Consider the following 24708-nt stretch of genomic DNA (forward strand, 5'->3'; position numbering starts at 1 on the left):
ATTATCCTTATTTATTAAACTATTTTATTGGTTTAAAATTGATCGCTTCAATATCTGAAACCTTAGAAACACATAAACCTTAGAAACACATAAACCAAGAATGGTCATTTTTATAAACGCATCTGGTTAGATTGAACAACTTCATCAACGATCTTATGAAATCCGATACTGTCGTATAACTTAACAATAGGCTATGTATTTGTCTTTTTTCTTAAGTGGGATTTATCATAGCAAATGTACAACGAGTAGTTTTACAAGTTATAAAGAAGTGTTCGTAAGATGTTAAGAATGTGACTGACCGATTTATTAGGTCAAAATCTTGGACGAGATTTTTCAGTAAAACGCCAATAAAAAACCAGCGCTTGGGCTGGTTTAATAAATAAGCAATCGATAACCAAAAACAAATGGCTTAAAACAAATGATTCATCACAGGAATTTCTTGGGGTGGATTCTCTTCTTCGTCAACAATTTGACGAGCCACATGCATGATAAGCTGACGCAACCAACGATGGGCGGGATGATGCTGCAACAAAGGCGACCACGCCATCGTTAGCTCAAATTCAGGGATAAAAAATGGTGGCTCGACCATCATGATACTATCGTTATTAGCCTGCATTTTTGCCACACGCGTAGGCAAAGTTGCGACCAAATCTTTATTGGCTGCGAGCATGGCTGGCATTTGATAGTGGCGGGTAAAAACACTGATTTGACGTTTTTGACCTAAACGTTGCAGTGCTTGATCAATTGAACCTAGGCCACCAGATTTTTCTGGATTGACACCAAATCCCACACCCATACCAGTTTTAGACACCCAAACGTGCTGCGCCTTAAGATAATTTTTTAGATTAAAGCGATGAGCATAGGGACTGTCAGAGGACAGTAGGCAGCTAAAGGTATCACGCCAGACCAAAACTTGGTGGAAACTTTGCGGAATTTCATTAAAGCGGTTGATCGCCAAATCCACTCGCCCCTGCTCCATATCACGATATGAGACGTCCGATGGCGTTAAGAAGTCCAAGATGACATTTGGTGCCTCTGAGCGCAATGCTTTGACCAATTTTGGTACCAATGTCGCTTCAGCATAGTCTGAGGTCATGATACGAAAAACGCGCGAGGTACTATAAGGGCGAAACTCGGTACGTGGCTCAAGCACTTGCGTCAAATCTGCCAGTATCTCACGAATGCGTGGTTGCAGCTCAAGCGCACGCTCAGTTGGCGTCATGCCTTCGGATGAGCGTACCAGCAATGGATCATTAAATAGCTTACGTAGCCGGCGCAAAATATTACTCATCGCAGGTTGGGTAATGCCAAGCTGCTCAGCTGCACGAGTGACGTTTTTTTCTCGTAACAACACATCTAGATGTACCAATAAATTTAAATCTACCCGCTGCAAATTCATATATGTCTCTTTACCTTAAAATAAATACCACTACAAACGCGGCGTTTTTTGCCCTGTTATTAGTATAAATCATCTATAACAGCATGAAATAAGGACAATTTTATATTAATTATTTTGATATACGCTTATTATAACTGAAATAATTCACCATAAGTCATTGTTTTATATATACTATCATAAAATTAAATACCCAAGATAATAATCATAAACTAGATAAATCAAGGCAACCTAGCTATAGTGGCTAGCAAGCGCTTAATCAGTCCTTGTCTTTAATGTTAGGCAGTCGCCGTGCGTTTTGATGGATTGACGACCACAGGTATTTTATCGCATTTTCATGCGGAAATACGGACATAACATTTATTACGCAAACTTAATTTTTTGCTCTCATTTATTTTTAAGCTTGAATTAGTAGTTGGCACTTTTTAAGGCAATAAGCACTTTAACAGTTAAAAAGACTTATAAAAAAGCGCATTCAACCTAAAACGGAAGACCTAATAATAAAAGCTGACCAATTCGACAGGTTTTATTTGCTTTTATCATAATTTTCTTATAGTTTAGTAGAGATTGCTAACGCATAAGGTTTATATTTTAGATTTTCACTTCTGCCAGCATCTTTCTACATATATCAAAATTACCTCAATACTTGTAATTTTCTAAGTTACTAATTTTCACCACCCCAAGGAGACATAGATGTCAACTGCATATAAATCAGCGATCGACTTAGTACGTGAATTAAAGCAAAAGCACGGTAACTGGCAGAATATCAGCGAAACCGATGCGGCACGTATGATGTCACAAAACCGTTTTAAAACGGGCTTAGATATCGCCAAATATACTGCAAAAATCATGCGTCAAGACATGGAAGACTATGACAATGATACGTCTCAGTACACGCAGTCTTTAGGTGCATGGCATGGTTTTGTGGCTCAACAAACCATGTACGCTAAGAAAAAATATTTCGGTACAACAGCTAAAACTTACATCTACCTATCAGGTTGGATGGTTGCAGCCCTTCGCTCTGAGTTTGGTCCTCTTCCTGACCAATCTATGCACGAAAAAACCTCTGTACCTAAGCTAATCGAAGAAATCTACACCTTCTTACGTCAAGCTGATGCTAAAGTATTGAACGACTACTTCCGTGAGCTAAACGCTGCAGAAGAAGCGGGTAAAGATACCTCAGCCATCCTAGAAAAATCGAAAACTTTGATTCACATGTTGTGCCAATCATTGCTGACATCGATGCAGGTTTCGGTAACGAAGAAGCCACTTACTTGCTAACTAAGCAAATGATCGAAGCTGGTGCTTGTGCTATTCAGGTTGAAAACCAAGTATCTGACGCGAAGCAATGTGGTCACCAAGCGGGTAAAGTCACTGTACCGCATGAAGACTATATCGCAAAAATCAACGCTATTCGTTATGCATTCTTAGAGCTTGGTGTTGAAGACGGCGTTATCGTTGCTCGTACTGACTCTGAAGGCGCGTCACTAACGCAAAAAATCCCAGTATCAAATGAGCCAGGCGACCTTGCTTCTCAGTACATCGATTTTATCGAGATGGAAGAAGTCACGCTAGAAAACGCCAAAGAGAACGACAGCTTGCTTAAGCATAACGGCAAACTAGTACGTCCAGTTCGTCTTCAAAATGGTCTATATCAATTCCGTGAAGAAACGAACATCGACCGTGTCGTACTTGACTGTGTAACGGCTCTAGAAAATGGCGCGGATCTACTATGGATCGAAACACCGACTCCAGACGTCGCACACATCAAAATGATGGTTGATCGTATTAAAGAGCAACAGCCAAAAGCCAAGCTTGTATACAACAACAGCCCATCATTCAACTGGACACTGAACTTCCGTAAGCAAATCATCGCTCAGTGGGAAGAAGAAGGCAAAGACCTATCTGCCTACAATAAAGATGACTTGATGAGTGCTGATTACGATGGTACTGAACTTGATACCGCAGCTGACGAAGCGGCTAGAAACTTCCAACGTGATGCGTCACGTGAAGCAGGTGTATTCCATCACTTAATCACGCTACCTACTTATCACACCACTGCGCTTAGCGTGCATGAGCTTGCTAAAGGCTACTTCGGTGAAGATGGTATGCTTGCTTATGCTGCTGGCGTACAACGTAAAGAAATCCGTGAAGGCATCGCTTGTGTGAAGCACCAAGCAATGGCTGGTTCTGACCTTGGCGATGATCACAAAGAGATCTTCTCTGGTGAAAATGCCCTTAAAGCTGGCGGCGGCAAGAACACAATGAACCAGTTCTAATAACCGACCACTTATAAGTATATCTCGTAAGTACCAGTTATAGAGAAAGCCGTCCTATCTTGTAGGGCGGCTTTTTTATGTCTGCTTATTTGCACTCTATTATTGTAAGATTTTGAGCATTGTGAGCTTGTTAATTCTTAATTTGAGTGGTTATTATCCTTACTATCAACCTCTTTCATATTATTGCTATTATCCTCTTCCTGACTACTCTTTATACCGACTGAATCGTGACTTTTTGGATTTTCACCCATCAGCTCACGCTTCATATTTTTTATACGGGGATCATGTTTAAAAAATCTACGATAGATTGCTTTTATCATTCTGTAAATTAGATAAAAAATACCGCCAAGTATAAGCAGCCACCACAGTTGTATTAATCCAAGCGCTACTGATCTAAGTATCTCCCAGCCATCTTTAAATGCTTGACTCACTTGACTACTAAAACTTGGCTGCTCAGCTTCTAATAGCACATCTAGATTTTGTGTGGTTTCTTTATAACTGATATCTGGCTGCATAAAGGTCAGGTTAATGGTGCTATATTGAACTTTATCAGCGATAGCCAGTTGCTCAAGCTTGGCAAGCTCTTGCTGACGACGCGCCGCATAAGTTGCGGTAATAGCATCAACATTGCTGCCTTGGTCTTTATCATTTTTACTACTCAGGCGTTCTTGGCTAAGCTCGCTTGCCATATCACTATTTAGCTGGCTCGCTAGCTGTTCACGATAAATATCTAATGTCACATCTTGAGCACTAAACTGCTGCCCATTTAAAAATGCGACTTGCTGTTGTAATTGCGCTAGGAACTTACTGACATTGGCGCGAGGAATACGAACCGTCATGTCAGCTTGACGAGTGTAGGTTGTAATCGTGATATCTTTATTGCCTTGTACAAAGGTTCGACTATCACGTGGATGATTGCTAATATTGCTAAGTGCCACATAACCAGCCTGTTGCCGTGTCAAACTCTCAATAGCATCACTAGTTTTGACAACATCTTCAACTTTAAAATCAGCACTGGCAGTTATCAATAGCGCTTTGCCAGCAATTTTAATGTCTGCTGCCTGACTACCAAGGGTCTGTTCACTAGTGCTCGATAGGTTTGCAACCTCTAAGCCATTGGATGCATTGTCGACTGCGGCATCTGACATGATGCCAGCCATCTCCCCTTCTGTAGCGTCTGCAACTTCTTCGGTTGCCACTGCTGTCAGATCTGCGCTGCTTTCTGCATATTCAGAAGAGCTATCGCAGCCGCCTATCAATAACACAGACCCAAGCATTATTGGTAGACATAAAACTGATGGAAACAAGGCTTTAGGCAGTAATATCGAATGAGACTGCTGAGTGTCATACTTCTTTTGATTGCATTGCGTCATTATTTTATAATCCGGCATTTTATGAGATATGGTAAACATATTGGATAAAAATATTTTAGCTTTTATTATAAAGCCAACCACTTTATCCTACTTTTGTTTAATAATTAACGTTAATTATAATGATTACTTACTAAAAGTATATCTCTAATATTGGCTCAAATTATTTATAGAAAAAATTTTGCTTGTTATTCGCCGATAGCTTTCATACGATGGTAGTCATTCAAATTTATTAAAATAATCGGGAGCCATCATGCAAGAGATAGAGCTAAAGTTTTTGGTACCAGAGTCGCGACTGAAAGGTTTAATGCGCCAAGTACGAGTCAAGTCTTCTGAGGTGACACAACTGGCTGCCCATTATTATGATACTCCAGACCAACAGCTTGCAGAGGCAGGCATTGGCTTGCGTATCCGTAAAGAAGGCGATGCTTGGGTACAGACCATCAAAGCGGGCGGCGATGGCATTGCAGCACGCCTAGAGCATAATGCGGTACTGGATAATGAACAAGTACAAGCGATGCTCGATAATAATACGCTCATGCCTGATTTAACCATTTATAAAAACACCTCTGTCGCCCCTGCCCTGGCTGAATTTAAGCTAAAAAAACTGGCTAAAAATCTCACACGGTTATATGTGACCGATGTAGAGCGCACCACACGATTGCTAGTGGATGATAGTGGCAGTGATGGTGATGCAAATAACCATGTCGAGATGGCGTACGATTATGGAGAAATTATTCACGGTAATGATGATACTCAGCGTGATGCTATTCAAGAGATTGAGTTTGAGCTGATATCAGGAGATATCGATTTTTTATTTGCAACCGCCAAAACTTGGTGTAAGCGCTACAAGCTTTGTTTGTCTACGGTGACAAAAGCTGAGCGCGGTGGTTTACTCATCACAGAACAGCAGCATAGTCCAGCTGTCCACGCTGTCCTTGACCAGCTAAATATCGATAAAAAAATCAGCATGCCTGCTTTTGTGCGCGCAGCGGTACATAACTGTCTTTTGCAAATACTGCCCAATAGCAGCGCTATCGTCGCTGGCAGCGAAGAGGACGACCATGCATTACAACTATACATTGGTATTACCCGCTTGCAAGCTGCCCTACAAGCATTTGCCAGCTATTCTGACGAAATCAATCCAGACTGGCTGCCAATACTAAAACAAACAGCCACGTTATTGAATGAATATCGAGAGCTTGCCCATCTTGCCTCACATATAGAGCCTAACTTACAGCAGCATGGTGCACCTACTGTCGATTGGGCAACAGATATGGATGCGCTGAAGATTACTCCGAAAGATGCCATCAGTGCCAACGATTTTCAGATGACCTTACTTGAGCTGATCGCCTTTACCATGAGCGACCCAAGCCTTGAACCGCAAGCTAATCAACTCGCCATCGATAAACTGGCAAAAACCTTATCCAAACAGCAGGCAAAGCTTGGCAAGGCAGTACAAGAGCTACAGAGTAAAAAAGACGTTGGCTCAGATAACATTAATATAGAAAGCAATGATTTAAAAGATGATGATTTACAAAGTGTTGACTTAGACGATAGTGACTTAGAAAACGTAGATTCAAAAAGTGATGATATAGAAAATATTGATCTAGACGATAATAATGCAGAGCATGAGCTGCATGAGCTGCATGAGCTGCATGAGCAGTTAACCCCCTTACTTTATATCAGTGAGTTTGCTACGCCATTATTAGATAAGAAAAAGTCAAAAAAAAAAAATCCAAGAAGGAAAGTAAACGCTGGCTAAAATACTTAGCAAAAACGCAAAAGACTTTGAATAAATACCATAATCATAAAATGTACCAACAGCGCTATCAGTTAAAATCAGAGACAGATAGCAGTGCGTTGTATGGCGCTGGGTGGTTTGCAGCCATGCTAACAAGAGATCATAAGCGCACAGAAAAACGCTTGGCGAAAGTGATAGATAGCTCGATATTTTAGTAGAAATACTAATATCATCATGAACCAAGCCAAGCCTAGGATAAAAAAGACAGCTCATTTTATGAGCTGTCTTTTTTATAAACTTAGCACTTTTATAAACCTAACACTTTCATACGCTCACTAACTGGCTGATACGTTTTCTCGCCAGCAGGCGCAACAATGTTGCCAAATGGCATTTGTGCCACCAATTCCCAACTATCTGGGATAGCATAAGCCTTAGCGGCATCTTCATCCACAAGCGGATTGTAGTGCTGTAGGTTGGCACCAACATTTAAAGTACGTAGCTCTGTCCACATCGCATACTGATGCATGGCTGAGGTTTGCTGAGCCCAAACTGGAAATCTATCTGCATATAACGCAAACTGCTCTTGCAATGACTCAGTCACGTTTTTATCTTCATAAAACAGCACTGTACCCGCTGCCGCACGGAAGCCGTCTAACTTTTGCTTAGTCCCAGAAAAGTCGCCATCGCCGACGGCTGCACGCAGTTTTTTCTTCAGCGATATCCCACAATTTCTGGTGCTCGGCACCAAACAGTACGACCAATCGCGAAGATTGTGAATTAAAAGCAGAAGGCGTATGCAATAAAACACGCTCTGCCATATTGACAATCGCTTGTGGCTCTACTGGTAGCTCGTTGCCCAATGCATATATTGAACGGCGTTCATCAAAGGCTTGTTGTAAAGTGACTAGGCTTTCTTTAGACATCAATATTATCCTTATAATTATCATAAAATATAGGTCAAACGAGCCATACTAGGCATGACAAGTTGATCATTCATAAGCAAACTATTATATCAATATACTAAATAATATCTAGACTCTATAAAGTTTTATTTATCAATTACTCTATGAATTATTCTGTTTTACTTAGGACGTGTCCTGATCCTGAACAAAAGTACCTAAATGGGCTAAGAATGGTTAATGAGCAACAATCGTCACCGATATGCCCTCTGCAATTTGGTCGAACAATTCAATAATATCCTCATTACGCATACGTATACAGCCATGCGAGAGTGGCACACCCATCGGTTCACTGTCTGGCGTACCATGAATATAAATATAACGCTGATAAGTATCACAGCCACCTTGACTATTACTGCCTTTATTAAAGCCCTCTTCCACACCACTTAGCCAAAGAATACGGCTTAATATCCAATCGCGTTCAGAATGTCGTTCACCAAGCTCAGCACTATATCTCTCGCCCGTAGGGACGCGTCCAATGAACACGGCATTTATGGGTTCATTTGCGCCAATTTTTTTGGCGATAAAGTGTTTGCCAAGAGGTGTGCAGCCGCTATCTTGCTGACTACCTATGCCATTTTTGGCGGTAGATACCGTATATTGAGTAATTTCTTTATCGTGTTGGTAGAGCGTTAATGTTTGCTTAGCAATATTAACCACCAACTGCACATCAGAACTTTCGTTATTTTTCTCGTTATAGCTTTCGTGATTTTTCATAGAATGTTTCCAACGGTCATTTACCCAGTAGATATCATTATTGACCGCGTGATAAGTAAGTGGATTGTTTTTCTATTATTAAGGGATTGTATCAAGGCTTTTGGCACCGTAATATAGGGGCACACTTTTTGATGCTAGCAGATTATGACGACTATTTCACCGACACGTGTGTCGATGTATGATTTTCTCTATCAAGATACCAAGCCAATGGTATCTTTATTGGCAGATGCCGCCAAGCTTTCATTACCACAAGCTCGATTGGCAATGGATGCCAGTTTGCAGGCCATTATCAGTGCATTGCTTGCTTACCAGCAGCACAATGACGGACAAGCTGTGAGCAAAAAGCTATTTAGTCGCGGCGCTGTTAAAGAGCTACGCCAATATAATTCGATGAATTTTTCGACCATGAATGCGACGTTATATCATCGCCATGAAGCGGCGGATGCGATATTTTATGATAATGCTCGCGTGATTAAAGCGAGTGACTATATTGCTCAGCAGATTGACGCAACAACGCAGCAAGTACAGATACTCCTCACGTCCTTATGCGTGATTGTCTTACGTGAACTGGCTATTTTAGCCGACTATAGCCAACTTGATAATGACGAGATGGATAAGTGGTTCGCTTTACAGCCACAGTTTTTATCAGCTGCTCGCTTTGCCATGAATGAGCCAGCGTCTGTCTCTGTTAAATTCAATGGGGTAAATGAAGATAACAGTCTAGTCGCAATATCAGAGGTCAATTTAGACTCGACAGTAAAAACAAAGGCAGCCGCCAAATCCGAAAACAATCCTAATACAGAACGTGCCTTATTAAGTACAGAGCAGCTCGCTGACACCCCACCAGCGTTCAATCCTTACTGGCATGAATTGACAACATTCAAGCCTGAAAATCAACAGCCTGTGCAAGATATGCAATTGGCAACTGGTAATTATTTAAAAGCCATTGGGCGCTCCCCTGATAACCTGCAGCAAGGTCGCCATAACGACATGCTAGTCTTTACAGAAATGCAAGCCATTGCCCTGCCACACCAACGCTGGCTATTACAGCTCGCAAAAATCTCAGATATCTACCTCAGTCGTAATCGCCTACGTATTACCTCCGAACCTGCCAGCGCACCCAAACCGCCTTTGGTAAGCTTAGGTTTAGTTGGTGGTAATAACGACAATACGCCGACCACCACCAGCGAAAAGCCCATTGAATACGAGGCATCAATACCCCTCTGGAAAAATCCGGTTATCCTGATTATTATTGCTGTTATCAGTGTACTTGGCGGGCTTGCAGCGCTCAAGTATCAAAGCCAAAAATCTGACGGTGTGTTACTGGCGACAGAAGAGGTCATAGAACAAGATATTATCGAAGAGCGTCAACAGCAGGATGTGGCTATTGTCATGGTGGACGATGATGAGTCTGATGATAAAGAAACAAAAGCGTCTCAATAATAAATAAAAGCTCTGAATACAGAACTTTTTGACTAGCAAAAAATCATCGAACAAACCTTCAAAAAATCCACAAAAAAAAGGCGCTTTATAGCGCCTTTTCTTCTATTCATATTACATGCTTTATCTAGCACAGTCTATTAAGACCGGCTTACTTCGATAAATCACGACCACGACTGGCTTCAATCGCCAAACGTAGACCATTTAGACGGATGAAACCTTCTGCGTCTTTTTGATCGTAAGCGCCCGCATCATCTTCAAAAGTCGCGATTTTTTCGTCAAACAACGAATCATCTGACTTACGACCAACAACGCTCACAGCACCTTTGTATAACTTCACACGTACTGTGCCATTGACATATTCTTGTGACTTGTCAATCAATGCTTGTAGCATCATACGCTCAGGACTGAACCAATAACCGTTATAAATCGTTTTGGCGTAGCGTGGCATCAGCTCATCTTTTAAATGCGCCGCTTCACGATCGAGTGTAAGTGACTCAATACCGCGATGCGCTTTTAGCATAATGGTACCCGCTGGCGTCTCATAGCAACCGCGTGATTTCATGCCAACATAACGGTTTTCTACGATATCTAGGCGTCCGATACCATGCTGACCGCCAATCTCATTTAGCTTAATCATCACTTCATACGGCTTAAGTGCTTCACCATCGATGGCAACGATGTCGCCTTTTTTGTATTCTAGTTCTAGATATTGTGCTTCGTCAGGCGCTTCTTCTGGGCTGACTGACCAGCGCCACATATCATCTTCTGCTTCGGCGTAAGGGTCTTCTAAAATACCGCCTTCATAAGAGATGTGTAGTAAGTTGGCGTCCATTGAGTACGGAGATTTTTTCTTATTGCCCGCATAATCAATCGCAATGTTATGCTCTTTGGCATATTCCATCAAGCTCTCACGGCTAGACAAGTCCCACTCACGCCAAGGGGCAATGGTAACCACGTCAGGCGATAAAGCAACGGCGCCAAGCTCAAAACGGACTTGGTCATTCCCTTTACCAGTCGCGCCATGACTGATCGCATCGGCATTGTGTTCTTTAGCAATCTCAACCAAGCGCTTGGCGATTAACGGACGGGCGATAGAAGTCCCTAGCAGATACTCGCCTTCATAGATGGCATTGGCACGGAACATCGGGAATACATAATCACGGGCAAATTCTTCACGTAAGTCTTCAATATGGATATGTTTGATGCCCATGGCTTCAGCTTTGGCGCGGGCTGGCTCAACTTCTTCGCCTTGACCGATATCAGCAGTAAAGGTAATCACTTCTGCATCATAAGTCTCTTGCAGCCATTTAGCGATGATGGAGGTATCAAGACCACCTGAATAGGCCAAGACGATTTTATTAATATTTTTTGGATCAAGTTGAGCCATGAAGAACTCCTATTGTGAGCATTTAGTGTTAGGAAAAGCGCTAATATTCAATCAAAAGATAAATTACTTGCTCAGTGTACATCATATTTACTATAGGCAAAAGTGCAACTGCCCCATGGCATAAGCTTTTGATTTAAATTTTGGGTCAATAAATTTCAATTATTCACATATAGGTGACAGTTGATTGCCGCAAATTAAAAACAACCCATGTATTATGTACAGATATTTAGCCGCATATTTAGTCAAGTAGGCAAATCTGTTATGATAGCGGTACAGTATCCCTTCCTTTTATTTCCGTATATGACGATATAGAGCGCGACGACATTATGACTGATTCGATTAGAGAATTGACCATCCTTCAGCCAGACGATTGGCATATCCATTTGCGTGATGGCAAAGCATTGAGCACTACTGTATCGCACGCAGCAAACAGCTTTAACCGTGTCATATGTATGCCAAACTTAGTGCCTCCTGTTAAGAACACTGACGATGCGCGCGCCTATCGCGACCGTATCATGGCGCACTTAGTAGCCAGTGAGCTGAGTGCTGAGCGCAAAACTGCATTCGATCCACGTATGACTTTATATCTCACTGACAAAACCACTGCCCAAGATATCGAGATGGCAGCACAATCAGGTATCGTCCAAGCGGTCAAGCTTTATCCTGCTGGCGCGACTACCAATTCGGCTGATGGTGTCACCAATATTAACGCCTGTGTCGATGTTTTTGAAGCACTGGAAAAATACAATCTACCCTTATTGATACATGGTGAAGTAACACAAGACCATGTGGATATTTTTGACCGAGAAAAACGTTTTTTAGACGAAGTATTGGCGCAAATCATTGTCAAATTCCCTACATTAAAGATTGTTGTCGAGCATATTACTACCAGTGATGCGGCAGACTTTGTCTTAGCACAAGGCAATCACATTGCCGCCACTATTACCCCGCAGCATTTAATGTTTAACCGCAATCATCTATTGGTTGGCGGTATCAAGCCACATTTTTATTGCTTGCCTATTTTGAAGCGTGAAAGCCATCAAAGAGTATTATTAGATGTGGCAACCAGTGGCAATCCTAAGTTTTTCTTAGGCACAGACTCAGCTCCGCATGCGACGGATAAAAAAGAAGCCGCTTGTGGCTGTGCTGGCTGCTATAGCGCCGCAACTGCCTTGCCATTGTATGCCACCGCTTTCGATAGCGTGGGAAAAATAGACAAGTTAGAAGGCTTTGCCAGTCGTTTTGGGGCTCAGTTCTATGGACTGCCAGTCAATGACAGCACGATTACGCTTGTCAATACGCCTATGCAAGTGCCAGCAGCCTATCCTTACTTTGATGGCTCATCATTGACCCCGCTTATGGCAGGCGAGACACTGCCTTGGTCTATCAAAGCATAAAACGCACTAAGCAAAACCATCTGTATTCTATTTTAACTTGAGAAGTTTAACCCTATGATAAGAATGACATCTGCTAACCAGCGGTGTGATTTGTATCATAGGTTATTTATTTTTCATTTAATGTCTTAATTCAATATAACAATACGACTGATAAAAGCGATTTAACCAGATATGACCACTCCAAACGATGCCGCCTTACCCAACGAAAACCCATCAAACCCTGTAGATAATAGCATTAAGCGCCCAGCAAATAGTCACACAGAAGATACCGCAGCAGACGAGCTAGCACCCATGCGTCTAAAAGACCGATTTCGTAAGTTTCTGCCTGTCGTCGTTGATGTGGAAACTGCCGGCTTTAATGCGCAAACCGATGCTTTACTAGAGATTGCCTGCATTCCTGTACTACTGAATGAGCAAGGTGTGTTTTATCCTGGGGAAGCATTCAATGCTCATATCGAACCCTTTGAAGGCGCGAATCTTGAGCCAAGTGCCCTTGCCTTCACTGGCATTGATCCCAACAATCCAATGCGTAAAGCCATTGCCGAAGACGAAAAAACAGCACTACGCCGTATCTTCAAAGGGTTAAAAGAAGTACGCCGTACTGAGGACTGCCGCCAGTGCGTCTTAATTGGGCACAACGCCCATTTTGACTTAGCGTTTTTGAATGCGGCAGTGCTGCGTACCAATAACAAAAGTCACAACCCGTTTCATAACTTTTCAGTTTTTGACACAGTGACTTTCGCGCTGGCATTTGGTCAGACAGTACTAGCACGGGCTTGCAAGGCAGCGGGGCTTGATTTCGATGGTAATGATGCACATTCTGCCCTATACGATACACAAAAGACTGCTGAGCTGTTTTGTCATATCCTAAACCATTATCCTATGCTGGCTAATGCGATGCATACTGAAGAAAATAAAGAGGATTCGACTGAGAGTAGTCACAAATAATCCATTTATCACATATCCTATATTGCCAACTACCCATAATAGTGCTATTTGTAATACTTGATGACTTTAACATCTTGGTTTTACAATCAATAGGGATATGATTGATATCACAATAAATCAGCAACTTGTCTAACCGTTGAATATCATATTGTGTAAAACAATTCAAAAACAGATAAGTTGTTGTAATTACAACATTAGAACGTCTCGTTATATCCTATAGATGGTTTAAGTTGCCCACATTGTCTCGATAGCCCGTACGATTCATGCTATCGAGGCGTAATAGGAGGGACTCTATTATGGATCCACAGCTTAAGTTATGGGGAACCATCCTCGGTTATATGCTGCTCGCATTGACTATTAGTGCTTGTACTTCTCTATGGATTCGCTATCATTTAAAGCGTAATGACTTACATCCTCGCCGTGCGATCAAAAAAAGATACTTAATTTTAAAAAGAAGAAGAAAAAGGCTTGACAGCAAGCACAGACGCTTAGAATACGCACCACTTCAGCATAAAGGTGAAAGCAGCTGAGGTGTTGTGTTACTAGTCCCCATCGTCTAGAGGCCTAGGACACCGCCCTTTCACGGCGGTAACGGGGGTTCGAATCCCCCTGGGGACGCCACTATTTGGCGTCACTTGTTAGCAAGTTCGCTGCAAAGCATCTGATAAGACTAATAAGCGTACCACCAAAAAGCCCAATCACACACTATTGTGATTGGGCTTTTTTTATGCTTTTTTTATATCATGAGGTTCTTGATACCTTAGCACTCAGTTCGTCATCGCCGATTTACTTCATAAATGAAGCCTAATTAATTTTATAGATAAGTTTCGTTATTAAGTTCGCTCAAGATATTAAGGTATATTTACTAAGCGTCGCTATCCATAGTTTCTACTTAGCTTGATATTTTGTTTATTTATTGAACTCTTCACCATAAATTTAAGCAAAAAAATCCAGCATTGAATACTGGATTTTTAAATCAAACAGTCTATTTTTACAAAAACCACCAAATCTTATCTGATAGCATTAGCCACAACAATGTCATCACGATCATGATACCGAGTACCGTTTGAATCAAGAAGAATGCTTGATGCTGACCAACACCTTACTTAACGTCAACCCTAACGTGCTGTATTTGATAGGTGGCGTGTCAATATTGCCAGTTCTTGCTTGTTCCTCATAATACCCTTGTAAGATATCTAAAAATTCGCGCCATGCGTTAGAGCCCCAATCATAGGGTTTAAATGGCATGAGTTTTTTCAGCTCAGGCTCTTTGGTCATCCAACGTTCAAGTGTAATGGAGCGTAGAGACCAGTTCGAAAAACGGCGTTCGGTAATTTCTGAAAAATCTAAGATTTTTAATTCTTTATGTCGATCGTCTAATAATAAGCGATTCTTTAGATTGGTTAAATCTTGTTCTGACCCTTCTGCACATTGAAAAAAGTAGCCATTGCCATAGCAAAGAATACCCGTAACATTATCGGCTTGGTTACGCTCAATCGCGACCTCTGAGATGTCGTTAAGCGTGCTGGGGCTTGAAAGACCAGTCGAAGTAATTTGGCTTATATATAAGCTGGCAGAGATCTGTCGTCACTGGATTTGTCGAATCGTTGATTGTTGACAATCAGCTTCTCCCTATTTTTAGGTAAATGTAGCTAAGACAACCATACTAAATTTAGAAAAAACATAGAAACAAGATCTTTGAAAATATCAAATAGGCTTGGATATTATTGATTTTATAAATGTTTATATTAATTGTATTAAGTTGGTTACATCATAGGCTAGTTTAGTCATCAAAGCAATATATGTTTATCTTATATCATTAATTGAAAAAACCAAACAATAATTCGCAATTATTTATATTGAGAACTTGCACTGTGGTTTATGGGCAGCGATAGGACAAATAGGTAATATGGGAGGGGAAAGTGATGATAAAAATCGTCACCAATGAGCGATAAGACCACTGGCTCATTAATGAGATTGATACAGACTGATGACTATTGCGAGTGTTTAATTATTTTTTGTCTACTCAGAACTGAGCGGTAATAATCGCTGCGAGCAAGATAGCATCATCAGGATAGGTGAGCTTGATATTCTGGCGACTGCCAGTCACGAGGCGAATGGGTAGGTCTAAATATTCAAATGCACTGGCTTCATCAGTAATGGTGAGCTCGTGTTCAGCGACATAAGTTAATACTTTTTGCAGCTGACCTAAGCGAAACACTTGCGGCGTTTGTGCTTGCCACATATGACGGCGATCGATAGTACGTTTAGCGTAAGAATGTGGGCTGCTACTCACTGTCAGGTTAACTACAGGCGTCTCACCTACAAGCTCAGATTGAGCGGTAGACTGCGGATAGGATTCCTTTAAAGTATCAGCCACCGGTGTCGCTAAGATAGCACCATAGGGCTCTAGCATCGCCGCTTCGATGACTTGTTCAATATCATGACTGGGAACCGCAGGACGCGCCGCATCATGAATAATAACCAAATCTGAATCGTCAGCTCCCGCCTCAATAATCGCCTTTACCCCTGCCTGTACAGACTGCCAGCGCTCAGCGCCGCCCATGGCATATGTATGGGTAGCGCAAAATTCAATGTTTGTGCCGTACTGTCATCTGCTGCGACGACTAATAAACATGTATCAATATAAGCACTACTAGCAAGCCGTGCCACACTATGCTGTAGCAAAGTCTGACCTTGCAGCATCGTATATTGCTTGGCAATAGAGGCACCAAAACGACTACCGCGACCCGCAGCAACGATCATGGCATGTACATTAGGTGTGATGTTCATAAGGCAATATTCATAAAGTAGTATTCATGGTTAGAACCCATGACAGTATTGCTAGGGATAGACTAGGAATAAGATTTCTATTATAGACAATAGAAGATCATAATTTTAGACAGTTAAGGGGAATTAATAACGACTATGCGTCGTGGGCGCCGTAGATACTTGTACAAAGGTCTCGTTCGGCTTAATCAAACCCAAGTCTAAACGAGCGTGCTCTTCTACTGCCTCAAGACCAGTTTTTAAGTCATGTACATCAGTACGCAATAAGTTATTTGCAGCCACTTGGTTTTCGTTTAAGCGTTGTTGTTCTTCGATTTGAGTCAGCAATTTATTATGCTCAAAGCGACCATTTTCGCCCAGCCAATACTGATATTGCAATCCCAAAAGGACGGCAACGGCTAGAGCAAGTAGCATAAACTGGCTAAAGTATTTCATAAGATAATAACGCCGAACAACATAGAGACAATAATAAAAATAAAAAACCAGCTAAGCTTGCTAAGCGATATATCACCATATTAATGATGACATATCGCCTAGCTGTAGCAAGAAATCTGGCTTGTTAACCACGTAGACCGATGAACTCTTCACGACCACGATAGCTTGCACGTACTTGTTGCTCGATACGTAGCAGCTGATTGTATTTCGCCACACGGTCTGAACGACATAGTGAGCCAGTTTTAATCTGACCAGCAGCAGTACCAACGGCTAAATCTGCAATGGTGCTGTCTTCAGTTTCACCTGAACGATGTGAGATAATCGTTGCATAGCCATTTTTCTTCGCTAGATAGATCGCATCTAGCGTTTCTGATAAAGTACCGATTTGGTTAAACTTAATCAAAATTGCATTGGCAATATGCTTATCAATACCCTCTTGCAAGATAGCAGGATTGGTCACAAACAAATCATCACCAACCAACTGAACTTTATCACCAATCTGCTCAGTTAAGTACTTCCAACCATCCCAATCAGACTCATCAAGCCCGTCTTCGATAGAGATAATAGGATATTGACGCGCCAAGCCGACTAGATAATCTGAGAATCCTTGGCTATCAAAGGCTTTGTTGCCCTCGCCTGCCAAGATATATTGACCATCTTTATAAAACTCACTAGCCGCACAGTCTAACGCCAAATGAATGTCTTCGCCCGCTTTATAGCCGACTTGCTCAATCGCTTGCATAATAACGGTGATGGCTTCTTCATTGCTACGCAGGTTTGGCGCAAAACCGCCTTCATCACCAACCGCAGTATTTAAACCTTGTGATTTCAACACAGATTTCAAGCTGTGGAAAATTTCTGTACCAGCACGCAATGCTTCTGAGAAGCTGGTGAAACCAACAGGCTCAATCATGAACTCTTGGATATCAACCGTGTTATCCGCATGCTCACCACCGTTTAAGATATTCATCATCGGTACAGGCATCGTCAGCGACGTCTGATTGCGCAAGTTTGCAATATATTGATGTAATGGCAGATTTTGTGACTTGGCAGCGGCTTTTGCAGTGGCAAGAGACACCGCTAGCATGGCATTAGCACCAAGGCTGTCTTTGTTTTCTGTGCCATCTAGCGCAATCATTGCATCATCAATGCCTTGCTGTTCGGTGACGTCTTTATCCATCAACGCGCTGCGAATTTGGCTATTGACGTTAGCAACGGCTTTCTTAACACCTTTACCCATATAGCGACTTTGGTCACCATCACGTAGCTCAAGCGCTTCGCGTGAACCAGTTGATGCACCACTTGGGGCACAGCACGGCCGATAGTGCCATCAGCTAAGATTACATCAGCTTCGATGGTTGGGTTACCACGCGAGTCTAAAATCTCACGGGCGCGAATGTCTTTAATTGCGGTGACGTTGGTGGTTTCTTCAGCGTACATAATGTCTGTTAATTCCTTTGGTCATGCCAAGTTTGTGGGATAAATAACGGCAACTAGAATACAAAAATAAAGCAAATATCGTATAGTGCTATGCTCAAACCAGCTTTGCTTATCTATATAGTCAGCAAGTTTTGAGCAGGATTAAAGGTAGTTTTAATACTTTAACCGTTAGCTATAGTGCTTGGCATCATAGCATAAATTTTGCCAAACTTCCCTTATCTTGCACCGACTGGCGCTGATAAAATCACACTTAGATAAACAAATTACCAATTATGGATTTGTCTCAGCACCTATAATATTAAGAGCCATATGACTCTTATGCTTTTGTTAGACGTTCTGTTTTAGCGTGGGAGCCAGATACTGTGTTATCCAGCTCAACCTTTGTTTTAAATTGGGTCAATCGTAAGGCATTCATTAATACTGAAATAGAGCTAAGCGCCATCGCAGCGGCGGCAATCATAGGGTTTAAGAAACCAAAAGCGGCCAGCGGAATACCAAGGCAATTATAAATAAAAGCAAAAAACAGATTTTGCTTGATGTTGCGCACTGTTGCATTAGCTATTTTTTGCGCGGCATCAATATGCATCAGCGACTCACCCATCAAGCGGGCTGACGCACTATGCTGGGCGACGTCTGTGCCTTCAAACATGGCAAAGCTTGCATCGGCAGTTGCCATCGCTGGCGCATCGTTGACACCATCGCCTGCCATTGCAACTTTATGACCAGCCGTTTGCAACAAGGCAATTTGACTGGCCTTATCGCGTGGGCTCATTTTACCATAAGCTTGCTCAATGCCCAGCTGCCCTGCCACATGATCGACCACAGACTGCTTATCACCACTCATCAAAATGACATTGATACCTGCGTCTTGCAGCGCAGTAATAGCCTTCGGAGTATCTACTTTTAAGTCGTCAGCTAGAGCAAAAGCACCCAAAGCTTCATCATTAATACTAACGGCAACGGTACTGGCAATTTGCCATACCTTTGGCATCAGCTTAGGCAGTGTTAAATTAGCAAACTCTGCAGTACCAACTTTACCACACCCAAACCTTCAATATTGGCTTGTATACCAGCGCCTTTAATGACACTAATATCAGTCACATTCATCAACGGCAAATTTCGCTCAATAGCCGCGTTAACCAATGCTGTTGCTAGTGGATGACTGGCATGTGCTTCAACGCTTGCGGCAATTTGTAACACATCATCGACTGCGATCGATTTATCCACCATCACATGGTCCACGATAGTCGGCTTACCGATGGTTAATGTGCCCGTTTTATCGAGCACCACCGTATCGATATTGCCTGCCGCTTCAAGGCTTTGTGCGTCTTTGAACCAGACACCATGACGAGCAGCAACGCCCATACCAGCCATGATAGCGGCTGGCGTTGCCAAACCTAAAGCACAAGGACATGCAATGACCAACACCGAGACGGCATGCATCAAGGCAGTATCCATCATCCCAGTCAGCCACCACGTCACCCCAAAGGTGATAAGCGCAATGGCAACGACGACTGGTACGAATACTGCCGTCACTCTATCGGCAAGACGGGCTAAATTGGCTTTTGAGCCTTGGGCATCGCTGAGCGCCTGTACCATATCACCAAGCTTTGTATCACTACCTTTAGCACTGACGCGGTATAATAAGCTGCCATTTTCAACCAACGCCCCTGCCAATAATTTATCTCTCACTTCTTTTTTAAGCGGTACCGACTCACCCGTTAAATGACTCTCGACACACCAGCCAGCACCATCGATAACCACCCCATCGGTTGCAACTCGGCTGCCTTGCTTGGCACGCAAAATATCACCAACTTGCACGTCTTTAAGAGCAACATTATGAAAATCACCATTAGGCTGCTGCTGTTCGACTTCATCGGGCGTTAAGGACAATAATAAATCGATACTATTGAGGCTGTGTTTTTTGGTGCGCTCTTCTAGATACTTACCCGTACGTACAAAAGCAATGACCATGACGCCTGCTTCAAAATACACCGCAGGACTGCCATCCGCACCGTGACCACCAGCATGACCACTTTGCAGCAAACTGTTTAAAGTGCCATCGCCATGGGTCAGCCACAGATATGTTGAATACGCCCAAATAGTCACGGTACCAATGACGACTAGCACGTCCATATTGGCAAGACCACCTTTGATAGACGCCCAAGCGCTTTTGTAAAATGGCAAGGCAAATCCAAACTGTACAATGGTCGCTAATATAAATTGAATCCAAATCGGCGGCATCCACGCCATACCCTGCCCAACGAGCATACCTGCCATACCAACTAAAAACGGCACCAAACAAACCCATAACCCAATCAAGCGCCATGGGTACTGAGTCGCGATATCTTCGTCTGTTTTTGCAAACAAACTATCGGCCGCCTGCAAATTGGCAACGAAGCCTGTTTTTTTACCCATTCTGTCACTTGTTCAGGCGTTGTCTGCGTTGGGTCATAATCAACATTGGCAGTTTCGCCAGCGAAGTTTACACTCACCTCGTATACCGACGGCTTTTTTGAGCACCTTCTCAATTCGCGAGGCGCAAGCTTGACATGTCATCCCCTCAATTGCTAGCTGCAAATGTGCACGCTGCGGCGCGAGCGGCGTATTGGATTGAATGTCAGTTTTTACATCGTAGGCATCATGATTGTCGGTTTGGGTAGTATCATTCATAAATAAAACTCGGTATGGCGTTTATGCGTTATGGCGTTATAAAGTCGTCTGAGCTAGGACAGCAACTCAGTGGATGGAATATCTAAGTCAAACAAATAGCACACTTTTAAATTTAATATTGGTATGGTCGCACTGAATAATAAGTACGCTACTATTAATAATTTTTAACCATTAAAAAACCAGCCTTTATAGCCGGTTTTTTAATACAAACGGAGTAGTTAAGCATTGGCAACAGTGGCATCAAAGCCTGCATCGTCGATAGCAGCAGCAATTGTCTCTACACTGGTTTTGCTATCATCAAAAGTAACCGTCGCTTGATTATCTGCCAGCTCAATGCTGATATCATCTAAGCCATCGATATCGGCAGTGGCGTTATGCACACTGGCCACACAGCCACCGCAAGTCATGCCATCAATTTTGATAATACGTGTTTGGTTTGCCATGAGAGGCTCCTTATTTTTGTAACTGAGTTTTTATAGGTAAATACTTTTATTAAAGAATTGCTTTTATAACTGTTTTTTTAAGACGGCTATCTTTTAAGACCTTATAAAAATAGCGCTTAACCAGCTTAAGCCCTATCACGGTTAACAACAAGGCTCTTGATTATCACTTTATTAATAGAACCGTAAATAATGGAACTGTAAATAATAGAACCGTGAATTTATGCCTAAGTGGCAGACAATAGCGCTTATTTTAGAATAACGTCTAATCATCATGACGTGGGTTTTGCGGTGCATCAAGAGGAAATGGCTGAGTCACATAATCGACCGTACTGATTGCCGCGCGTAAACGCATGGATACTGGTGTGTCTCTTCATAACGTATGGTGGCAACATTATTATCAGGATCAAGCTCGATGGCCGTCACCCCTGTGATATTTTTCAGCGCTGTCATCACACTCTTTACCCTTCATCATCATCGATATTTTCGATACTGACTGTTGCTGTTTGCATCGCCATAATCTCAGCCTTTTATTGTCTGTGAATACATTAATGGGTATCTAACACCTCAAAGCCTTTGACCAAGTCATCAATTTGCTTCAACTGACGCAAAAACGGCTCTAACTGGCTCATACGTAGCGCACACGGACCATCGCATTTTGCAGTTCTGGGCTTGGATGCGCTTCTAGAAACAACCCTGCCAGTCCTGTCGCCATCCCTGCTCGTGCCAATGTTGTGATTTGTTCACGGCGTCCGCCTGCACTATCGCTACGGCCGCCTGGCTGCTGTAAGCTATGCGACATCAAAAAATACGGGGATATCCATCTGTCATGGTATCAAACCAAGCATATCAACGACCAAATTATTGTAACCAAAAGCACTGCCGCGCTCACAAAGGATCAAATCGTTACCACCTTCAAGGCATTTGTTAACGATATGACGCATCTCATGCGGCGCTAAAAACTGTGCTTTTTGATGTTAATAATCGCATCTGTCTTCGCCATAGCGTGTACTAAATCTGTCTGACGCGATAAGAATGTGGTAATTGAATGATATCTGCGACTTCAGCGACGGGTGCCGCTGATAAGGTTGGGGACATCCGTGATAATAGGGACTTGGAATTTTCTTTAATTTGACCCAGCCAATCAATACCTTGCTCTAATCCAGGACCTCGATATGAGTGCAGGCTTGAACGGTTGGCTTTATCAAAACTGGCTTTGAAGACATAGCCATGCCAAACGCTGACATATTTCGACATATTGCTCTGCAATCTCGAAGGCCAATTCCTTTGATTCTAAGAATTCATACCACCGAACAACACGAATGGCTGGTCGTTACGATATTAAGAGTATTGCCATTTGGCGTAGTAAGTTTGATATGTGATTGCGCGTTGATAAATGTTGCATGAAGTCGTTGCCCTCTTTATTGTTATTAATATTTCTCTCCCATATTGTAACCGATAGACTCAGAAAAAAGGGGTTAAGCGTAATTGCTGACCAACCATTAAAAAAATTGTCATGTATTGCTTAAAAAAAATCTATTCATAGCCACAGTCATAAAATTAAATGCAAAAAAAAGACCAATCCGAAGATCAGTCTTTTTATACATGTAATTTTTATACGTTAACGATTATTTGCTTTCGTTATAGTTCTTAGCCGCTTTTACAAAGCTGTTGAACAGTGGATGACCACCGCGTGGCGAGCTGGTAAATTCAGGATGGAACTGTACGGCGACAAACCAAGGATGATCAGCAATCTCGACCGATTCTACTAGATGCTGCTTGGCAGAATAACCAGATATGGTCATGCCTGCTTGCTCTAATGGCTCGATATAGCGATTGTTCATCTCATAACGATGGCGATGACGCTCAGTGATATTTTTGGCGCCATAGATTTGGCTAAGCTTGCTGCCAGCAACCAATTCGGCTTGCTGCGCGCCTAGACGCATGGTGCCACCAAGGTCAGAGTCATCGCTACGAATCTGTAATTCGCCGCGCTCATCTAACCACTCAGTGATGAGACCAATGATAGGCTCTGCCGTTTTGCGATCAAACTCAGAAGAATTGGCATCGATTTTGAGTACATTACGCGCGTATTCAATCACTGCTAACTGCATACCAAGGCAAATACCTAAATATGGCACGTTGTTTTCACGAGCATAAGTGATGGCTTTTATCTTACCATTGGTACCACGCTCACCAAAACCACCCGGTACTAGGATGGCATCAGCATTGTGTAGCTGCGCCAATAAGCTGTCATCGTCTTCTAGACGCTCAGCATCAACATAGTCAATTTTGACATCGGCTTTATGAGTGATACCAGCATGCAGCAGTGCTTCGTTGATCGACTTATAAGCATCAGGTAACTCGACGTATTTACCAACCATCGCTACCGTAAGGCTCATTTCAGGATTAAGCTGCGCTTCAACCACTTTGTCCCAATCACTCAAATCTGCTTCTGGTACATCTAAGCCAAAACGCTCACAGATCAAATCATCAAGATCCTGCTCATGAAGCGTGCGTGGTATTTGATAAATACTTTGCGCATCTTCACACATAATAACCGCACGCTCTTCCACATTAGTGAACAACGCTATTTTGCGACGGTTGTCTTGCGAGATGTGGTGATCAGAGCGGCAAATCAATATGTCAGGCTGCAAGCCGATAGAACGTAGCTCTTTTACTGAATGCTGCGTTGGTTTGGTTTTGGTTTCGCCTGCACTAGCAATGTAAGGAACTAGCGTCAAATGCATCAGCATAGCTCTATTGCGACCAAGCTCCACTTGCATTTGGCGGACGGCTTCCATAAATGGTAACGATTCGATGTCACCAACGGTACCGCCAATCTCAATAATAGCGATATCATAACCTTCACCACTGGCTAAAATTTTACTCTTAATTTCATCAGTGATATGTGGAATAACTTGTACTGTACCACCAAGATATTCACCACGGCGTTCTTTATTTAGCACGTTTTGATAGATACGACCACTAGTGAAGTTATTGCTCTTACTCATTTTTGAATGGCGTAAGAAGCGCTCGTAGTAACCCAAATCTAAATCAGTCTCTGCACCATCTTCGGTGACGAATACTTCGCCATGCTGGAATGGGCTCATCGTACCTGGATCAACGTTGATGTACGGATCCATCTTGGTCATCGTGACGGTCACGCCACGGGCTTCTAAGACCGCTGCAAGAGAGGCTGCGGTGATACCTTTTCCTAGTGAGGACACTACCCCACCGGTCACAAATATAAACTTGGTCATAGTACTCTGTCGGTAATTGGTAAAGAA

At 42.5% G+C, this 24708-nt stretch carries 21 protein-coding genes, 1 tRNA gene and 5 pseudogenes; 7 read left to right on the forward strand and 20 right to left on the reverse strand.

Annotated elements, in window-relative coordinates; genetic code table 11:
• Positions 1-409: 409 nt before the first annotated feature.
• Entirely contained in the window at positions 410-1399 is a 990-nt protein-coding gene (locus G7Y90_RS16680) for a LysR family transcriptional regulator (protein WP_045444529.1), read from the reverse strand.
• Between the two features lie 690 nt (positions 1400-2089).
• Between G7Y90_RS16680 and G7Y90_RS16685 the strand changes: the two are divergent.
• Positions 2090-3675: pseudogene (locus G7Y90_RS16685) on the forward strand (isocitrate lyase).
• A 137-nt stretch (positions 3676-3812) separates the two neighbouring features.
• On the opposite strand, the gene G7Y90_RS16690 reads toward G7Y90_RS16685, so the two are convergent.
• Entirely contained in the window at positions 3813-5048 is a 1236-nt protein-coding gene (locus G7Y90_RS16690) for a DUF4349 domain-containing protein (protein ID WP_250162978.1), read from the reverse strand.
• Between the two features lie 250 nt (positions 5049-5298).
• Here G7Y90_RS16690 and G7Y90_RS16695 point away from each other — a divergent pair, with 250 nt between their 5' ends.
• Complete coding sequence (locus tag G7Y90_RS16695; protein WP_250162979.1) at positions 5299-6810, forward strand: CYTH and CHAD domain-containing protein; 1512 nt, start codon at positions 5299-5301, stop codon at positions 6808-6810.
• 286 nt (positions 6811-7096) lie between these two features.
• Here G7Y90_RS16695 and G7Y90_RS16700 read toward each other — a convergent pair whose 3' ends face one another.
• From G7Y90_RS16700 to G7Y90_RS16705, 3 genes are all read right to left on the reverse strand, one after another.
• Positions 7097-7534: a nitroreductase family protein gene (locus G7Y90_RS16700; RefSeq protein WP_502937376.1), complete on the reverse strand. Its 438-nt coding sequence runs from the start codon at positions 7532-7534 to the stop codon at positions 7097-7099.
• Positions 7452-7712 carry a nitroreductase family protein gene (locus G7Y90_RS19385; RefSeq protein WP_502937377.1) on the reverse strand — a complete coding sequence of 87 codons (261 nt, stop codon included), beginning with the start codon at positions 7710-7712 and terminating at the stop codon, positions 7452-7454. Before G7Y90_RS19385 ends, G7Y90_RS16700 begins: the two co-directional genes overlap by 83 nt.
• Positions 7713-7925: 213 nt before the next feature.
• Entirely contained in the window at positions 7926-8465 is a 540-nt protein-coding gene (locus tag G7Y90_RS16705) for a L,D-transpeptidase family protein (protein ID WP_250162980.1), read from the reverse strand.
• A 144-nt stretch (positions 8466-8609) separates the two neighbouring features.
• Here G7Y90_RS16705 and G7Y90_RS16710 point away from each other — a divergent pair, with 144 nt between their 5' ends.
• A complete protein-coding gene (locus G7Y90_RS16710) occupies positions 8610-9908 on the forward strand; it encodes a hypothetical protein (RefSeq protein WP_250162981.1) in 1299 nt (432 codons plus the stop codon).
• Positions 9909-10056: 148 nt separating this feature from the next.
• On the opposite strand, the gene G7Y90_RS16715 is transcribed toward G7Y90_RS16710, so the two are convergent.
• Positions 10057-11295 (reverse strand): argininosuccinate synthase, encoded by a 1239-nt coding sequence (locus G7Y90_RS16715; protein WP_055125142.1) that lies wholly within the window; start codon positions 11293-11295, stop codon positions 10057-10059.
• 326 nt (positions 11296-11621) lie between these two features.
• Between G7Y90_RS16715 and pyrC the strand changes: the two genes are divergently transcribed.
• From pyrC to G7Y90_RS16735, 4 genes are all read left to right on the forward strand, one after another.
• Entirely contained in the window at positions 11622-12692 is a 1071-nt protein-coding gene (pyrC, locus tag G7Y90_RS16720; RefSeq protein WP_201581772.1) for a dihydroorotase, read from the forward strand.
• Positions 12693-12983: 291 nt separating this feature from the next.
• Complete coding sequence (rnt, locus tag G7Y90_RS16725) at positions 12984-13640, forward strand: ribonuclease T (RefSeq protein WP_250164023.1); 657 nt, start codon at positions 12984-12986, stop codon at positions 13638-13640.
• Between the two features lie 296 nt (positions 13641-13936).
• On the forward strand, positions 13937-14170 hold the full coding sequence (locus G7Y90_RS16730) for a hypothetical protein (RefSeq protein WP_250162982.1): 234 nt from the start codon (positions 13937-13939) through the stop codon (positions 14168-14170).
• 15 nt (positions 14171-14185) lie between these two features.
• Positions 14186-14261 (forward strand) — tRNA-Glu (locus G7Y90_RS16735).
• Between the two features lie 450 nt (positions 14262-14711).
• Here G7Y90_RS16735 and G7Y90_RS16740 read toward each other — a convergent pair.
• The 14 genes and pseudogenes from G7Y90_RS16740 to pyrG all read right to left on the reverse strand — a co-directional run bounded on the left by G7Y90_RS16740 (position 14712) and on the right by pyrG (position 24681).
• Positions 14712-14918, reverse strand: coding sequence for a hypothetical protein (locus G7Y90_RS16740; protein WP_250162983.1), 207 nt, complete (start codon positions 14916-14918; stop codon positions 14712-14714).
• An 84-nt stretch (positions 14919-15002) separates the two neighbouring features.
• A pseudogene (locus G7Y90_RS16745) lies at positions 15003-15221 on the reverse strand (BLUF domain-containing protein); the annotation flags it as partial.
• A gap of 445 nt (positions 15222-15666) precedes the next feature.
• Positions 15667-16433, reverse strand: a pseudogene (gene ispD, locus G7Y90_RS16750) (2-C-methyl-D-erythritol 4-phosphate cytidylyltransferase).
• A 123-nt stretch (positions 16434-16556) separates the two neighbouring features.
• Positions 16557-16865: an FtsB family cell division protein gene (locus G7Y90_RS16755; protein WP_055125147.1), complete on the reverse strand. Its 309-nt coding sequence runs from the start codon at positions 16863-16865 to the stop codon at positions 16557-16559.
• A 124-nt stretch (positions 16866-16989) separates the two neighbouring features.
• Positions 16990-18305: pseudogene (gene eno / locus G7Y90_RS16760) on the reverse strand (phosphopyruvate hydratase).
• A gap of 316 nt (positions 18306-18621) precedes the next feature.
• Positions 18622-19296, reverse strand: coding sequence for an HAD-IC family P-type ATPase (locus G7Y90_RS19390; RefSeq protein WP_502937378.1), 675 nt, complete (start codon positions 19294-19296; stop codon positions 18622-18624).
• Between the two features lie 14 nt (positions 19297-19310).
• Positions 19311-20723: an HAD-IC family P-type ATPase gene (locus tag G7Y90_RS19395; RefSeq protein WP_502937379.1), complete on the reverse strand. Its 1413-nt coding sequence runs from the start codon at positions 20721-20723 to the stop codon at positions 19311-19313.
• Positions 20624-20978 (reverse strand): annotated as a pseudogene (locus G7Y90_RS19400) (cation transporter). Before G7Y90_RS19400 ends, G7Y90_RS19395 begins: the two are co-directional and overlap by 100 nt.
• Positions 20979-21196: 218 nt before the next feature.
• Positions 21197-21421 (reverse strand): heavy-metal-associated domain-containing protein, encoded by a 225-nt coding sequence (locus G7Y90_RS16770; RefSeq protein ID WP_011280902.1) that lies wholly within the window; start codon positions 21419-21421, stop codon positions 21197-21199.
• A gap of 312 nt (positions 21422-21733) precedes the next feature.
• Positions 21734-21871 (reverse strand): hypothetical protein, encoded by a 138-nt coding sequence (locus G7Y90_RS16775; RefSeq protein WP_250162984.1) that lies wholly within the window; start codon positions 21869-21871, stop codon positions 21734-21736.
• A gap of 175 nt (positions 21872-22046) precedes the next feature.
• Positions 22047-22220 carry a hypothetical protein gene (locus G7Y90_RS19405; RefSeq protein ID WP_502937446.1) on the reverse strand — a complete coding sequence of 58 codons (174 nt, stop codon included), beginning with the start codon at positions 22218-22220 and terminating at the stop codon, positions 22047-22049.
• Between the two features lie 25 nt (positions 22221-22245).
• Positions 22246-22362: a hypothetical protein gene (locus G7Y90_RS19410; RefSeq protein ID WP_502937380.1), complete on the reverse strand. Its 117-nt coding sequence runs from the start codon at positions 22360-22362 to the stop codon at positions 22246-22248.
• A 67-nt stretch (positions 22363-22429) separates the two neighbouring features.
• A complete protein-coding gene (locus G7Y90_RS19415; protein ID WP_502937381.1) occupies positions 22430-22675 on the reverse strand; it encodes a hypothetical protein in 246 nt (81 codons plus the stop codon).
• Positions 22676-23046: 371 nt separating this feature from the next.
• Positions 23047-24681, reverse strand: coding sequence for a CTP synthase (pyrG, locus tag G7Y90_RS16785; protein WP_045444494.1), 1635 nt, complete (start codon positions 24679-24681; stop codon positions 23047-23049).
• Between the last annotated feature and the right edge of the window lie 27 nt (positions 24682-24708).

Source organism: Psychrobacter sp. WY6, assembly GCF_018448495.1.
Classification (GTDB): Bacteria; Pseudomonadota; Gammaproteobacteria; order Pseudomonadales; family Moraxellaceae; genus Psychrobacter.

Coding starts and splice junctions, on each gene's coding strand:
- G7Y90_RS19385 (WP_502937377.1), bottom strand. CDS start 7,712: ATGTCTAAAGAAAGCCTAGTCACTTTACAACAAGCCTTTGATGAACGC.
- G7Y90_RS19390 (WP_502937378.1), bottom strand. CDS start 19,296: ATGCCAAAGGTATGGCAAATTGCCAGTACCGTTGCCGTTAGTATTAAT.
- G7Y90_RS19395 (WP_502937379.1), bottom strand. CDS start 20,723: ATGGGTAAAAAAACAGGCTTCGTTGCCAATTTGCAGGCGGCCGATAGT.
- G7Y90_RS16730 (WP_250162982.1), top strand. CDS start 13,937: ATGGATCCACAGCTTAAGTTATGGGGAACCATCCTCGGTTATATGCTG.
- G7Y90_RS19410 (WP_502937380.1), bottom strand. CDS start 22,362: ATGCGTCATATCGTTAACAAATGCCTTGAAGGTGGTAACGATTTGATC.
- G7Y90_RS16775 (WP_250162984.1), bottom strand. CDS start 21,871: ATGACAGCGCTGAAAAATATCACAGGGGTGACGGCCATCGAGCTTGAT.
- rnt (WP_250164023.1), top strand. CDS start 12,984: ATGCGTCTAAAAGACCGATTTCGTAAGTTTCTGCCTGTCGTCGTTGAT.
- G7Y90_RS16680 (WP_045444529.1), bottom strand. CDS start 1,399: ATGAATTTGCAGCGGGTAGATTTAAATTTATTGGTACATCTAGATGTG.
- G7Y90_RS19405 (WP_502937446.1), bottom strand. CDS start 22,220: ATGTCGCATAGCTTACAGCAGCCAGGCGGCCGTAGCGATAGTGCAGGC.
- G7Y90_RS16740 (WP_250162983.1), bottom strand. CDS start 14,918: ATGACCAAAGAGCCTGAGCTGAAAAAACTCATGCCATTTAAACCCTAT.
- G7Y90_RS16770 (WP_011280902.1), bottom strand. CDS start 21,421: ATGGCAAACCAAACACGTATTATCAAAATTGATGGCATGACTTGCGGT.
- G7Y90_RS16755 (WP_055125147.1), bottom strand. CDS start 16,865: ATGAAATACTTTAGCCAGTTTATGCTACTTGCTCTAGCCGTTGCCGTC.
- G7Y90_RS16695 (WP_250162979.1), top strand. CDS start 5,299: ATGCAAGAGATAGAGCTAAAGTTTTTGGTACCAGAGTCGCGACTGAAA.
- pyrC (WP_201581772.1), top strand. CDS start 11,622: ATGACTGATTCGATTAGAGAATTGACCATCCTTCAGCCAGACGATTGG.
- G7Y90_RS16705 (WP_250162980.1), bottom strand. CDS start 8,465: ATGAAAAATCACGAAAGCTATAACGAGAAAAATAACGAAAGTTCTGAT.
- G7Y90_RS19415 (WP_502937381.1), bottom strand. CDS start 22,675: ATGTCGAAATATGTCAGCGTTTGGCATGGCTATGTCTTCAAAGCCAGT.
- G7Y90_RS16710 (WP_250162981.1), top strand. CDS start 8,610: ATGACGACTATTTCACCGACACGTGTGTCGATGTATGATTTTCTCTAT.
- G7Y90_RS16690 (WP_250162978.1), bottom strand. CDS start 5,048: ATGACGCAATGCAATCAAAAGAAGTATGACACTCAGCAGTCTCATTCG.
- pyrG (WP_045444494.1), bottom strand. CDS start 24,681: ATGACCAAGTTTATATTTGTGACCGGTGGGGTAGTGTCCTCACTAGGA.
- G7Y90_RS16715 (WP_055125142.1), bottom strand. CDS start 11,295: ATGGCTCAACTTGATCCAAAAAATATTAATAAAATCGTCTTGGCCTAT.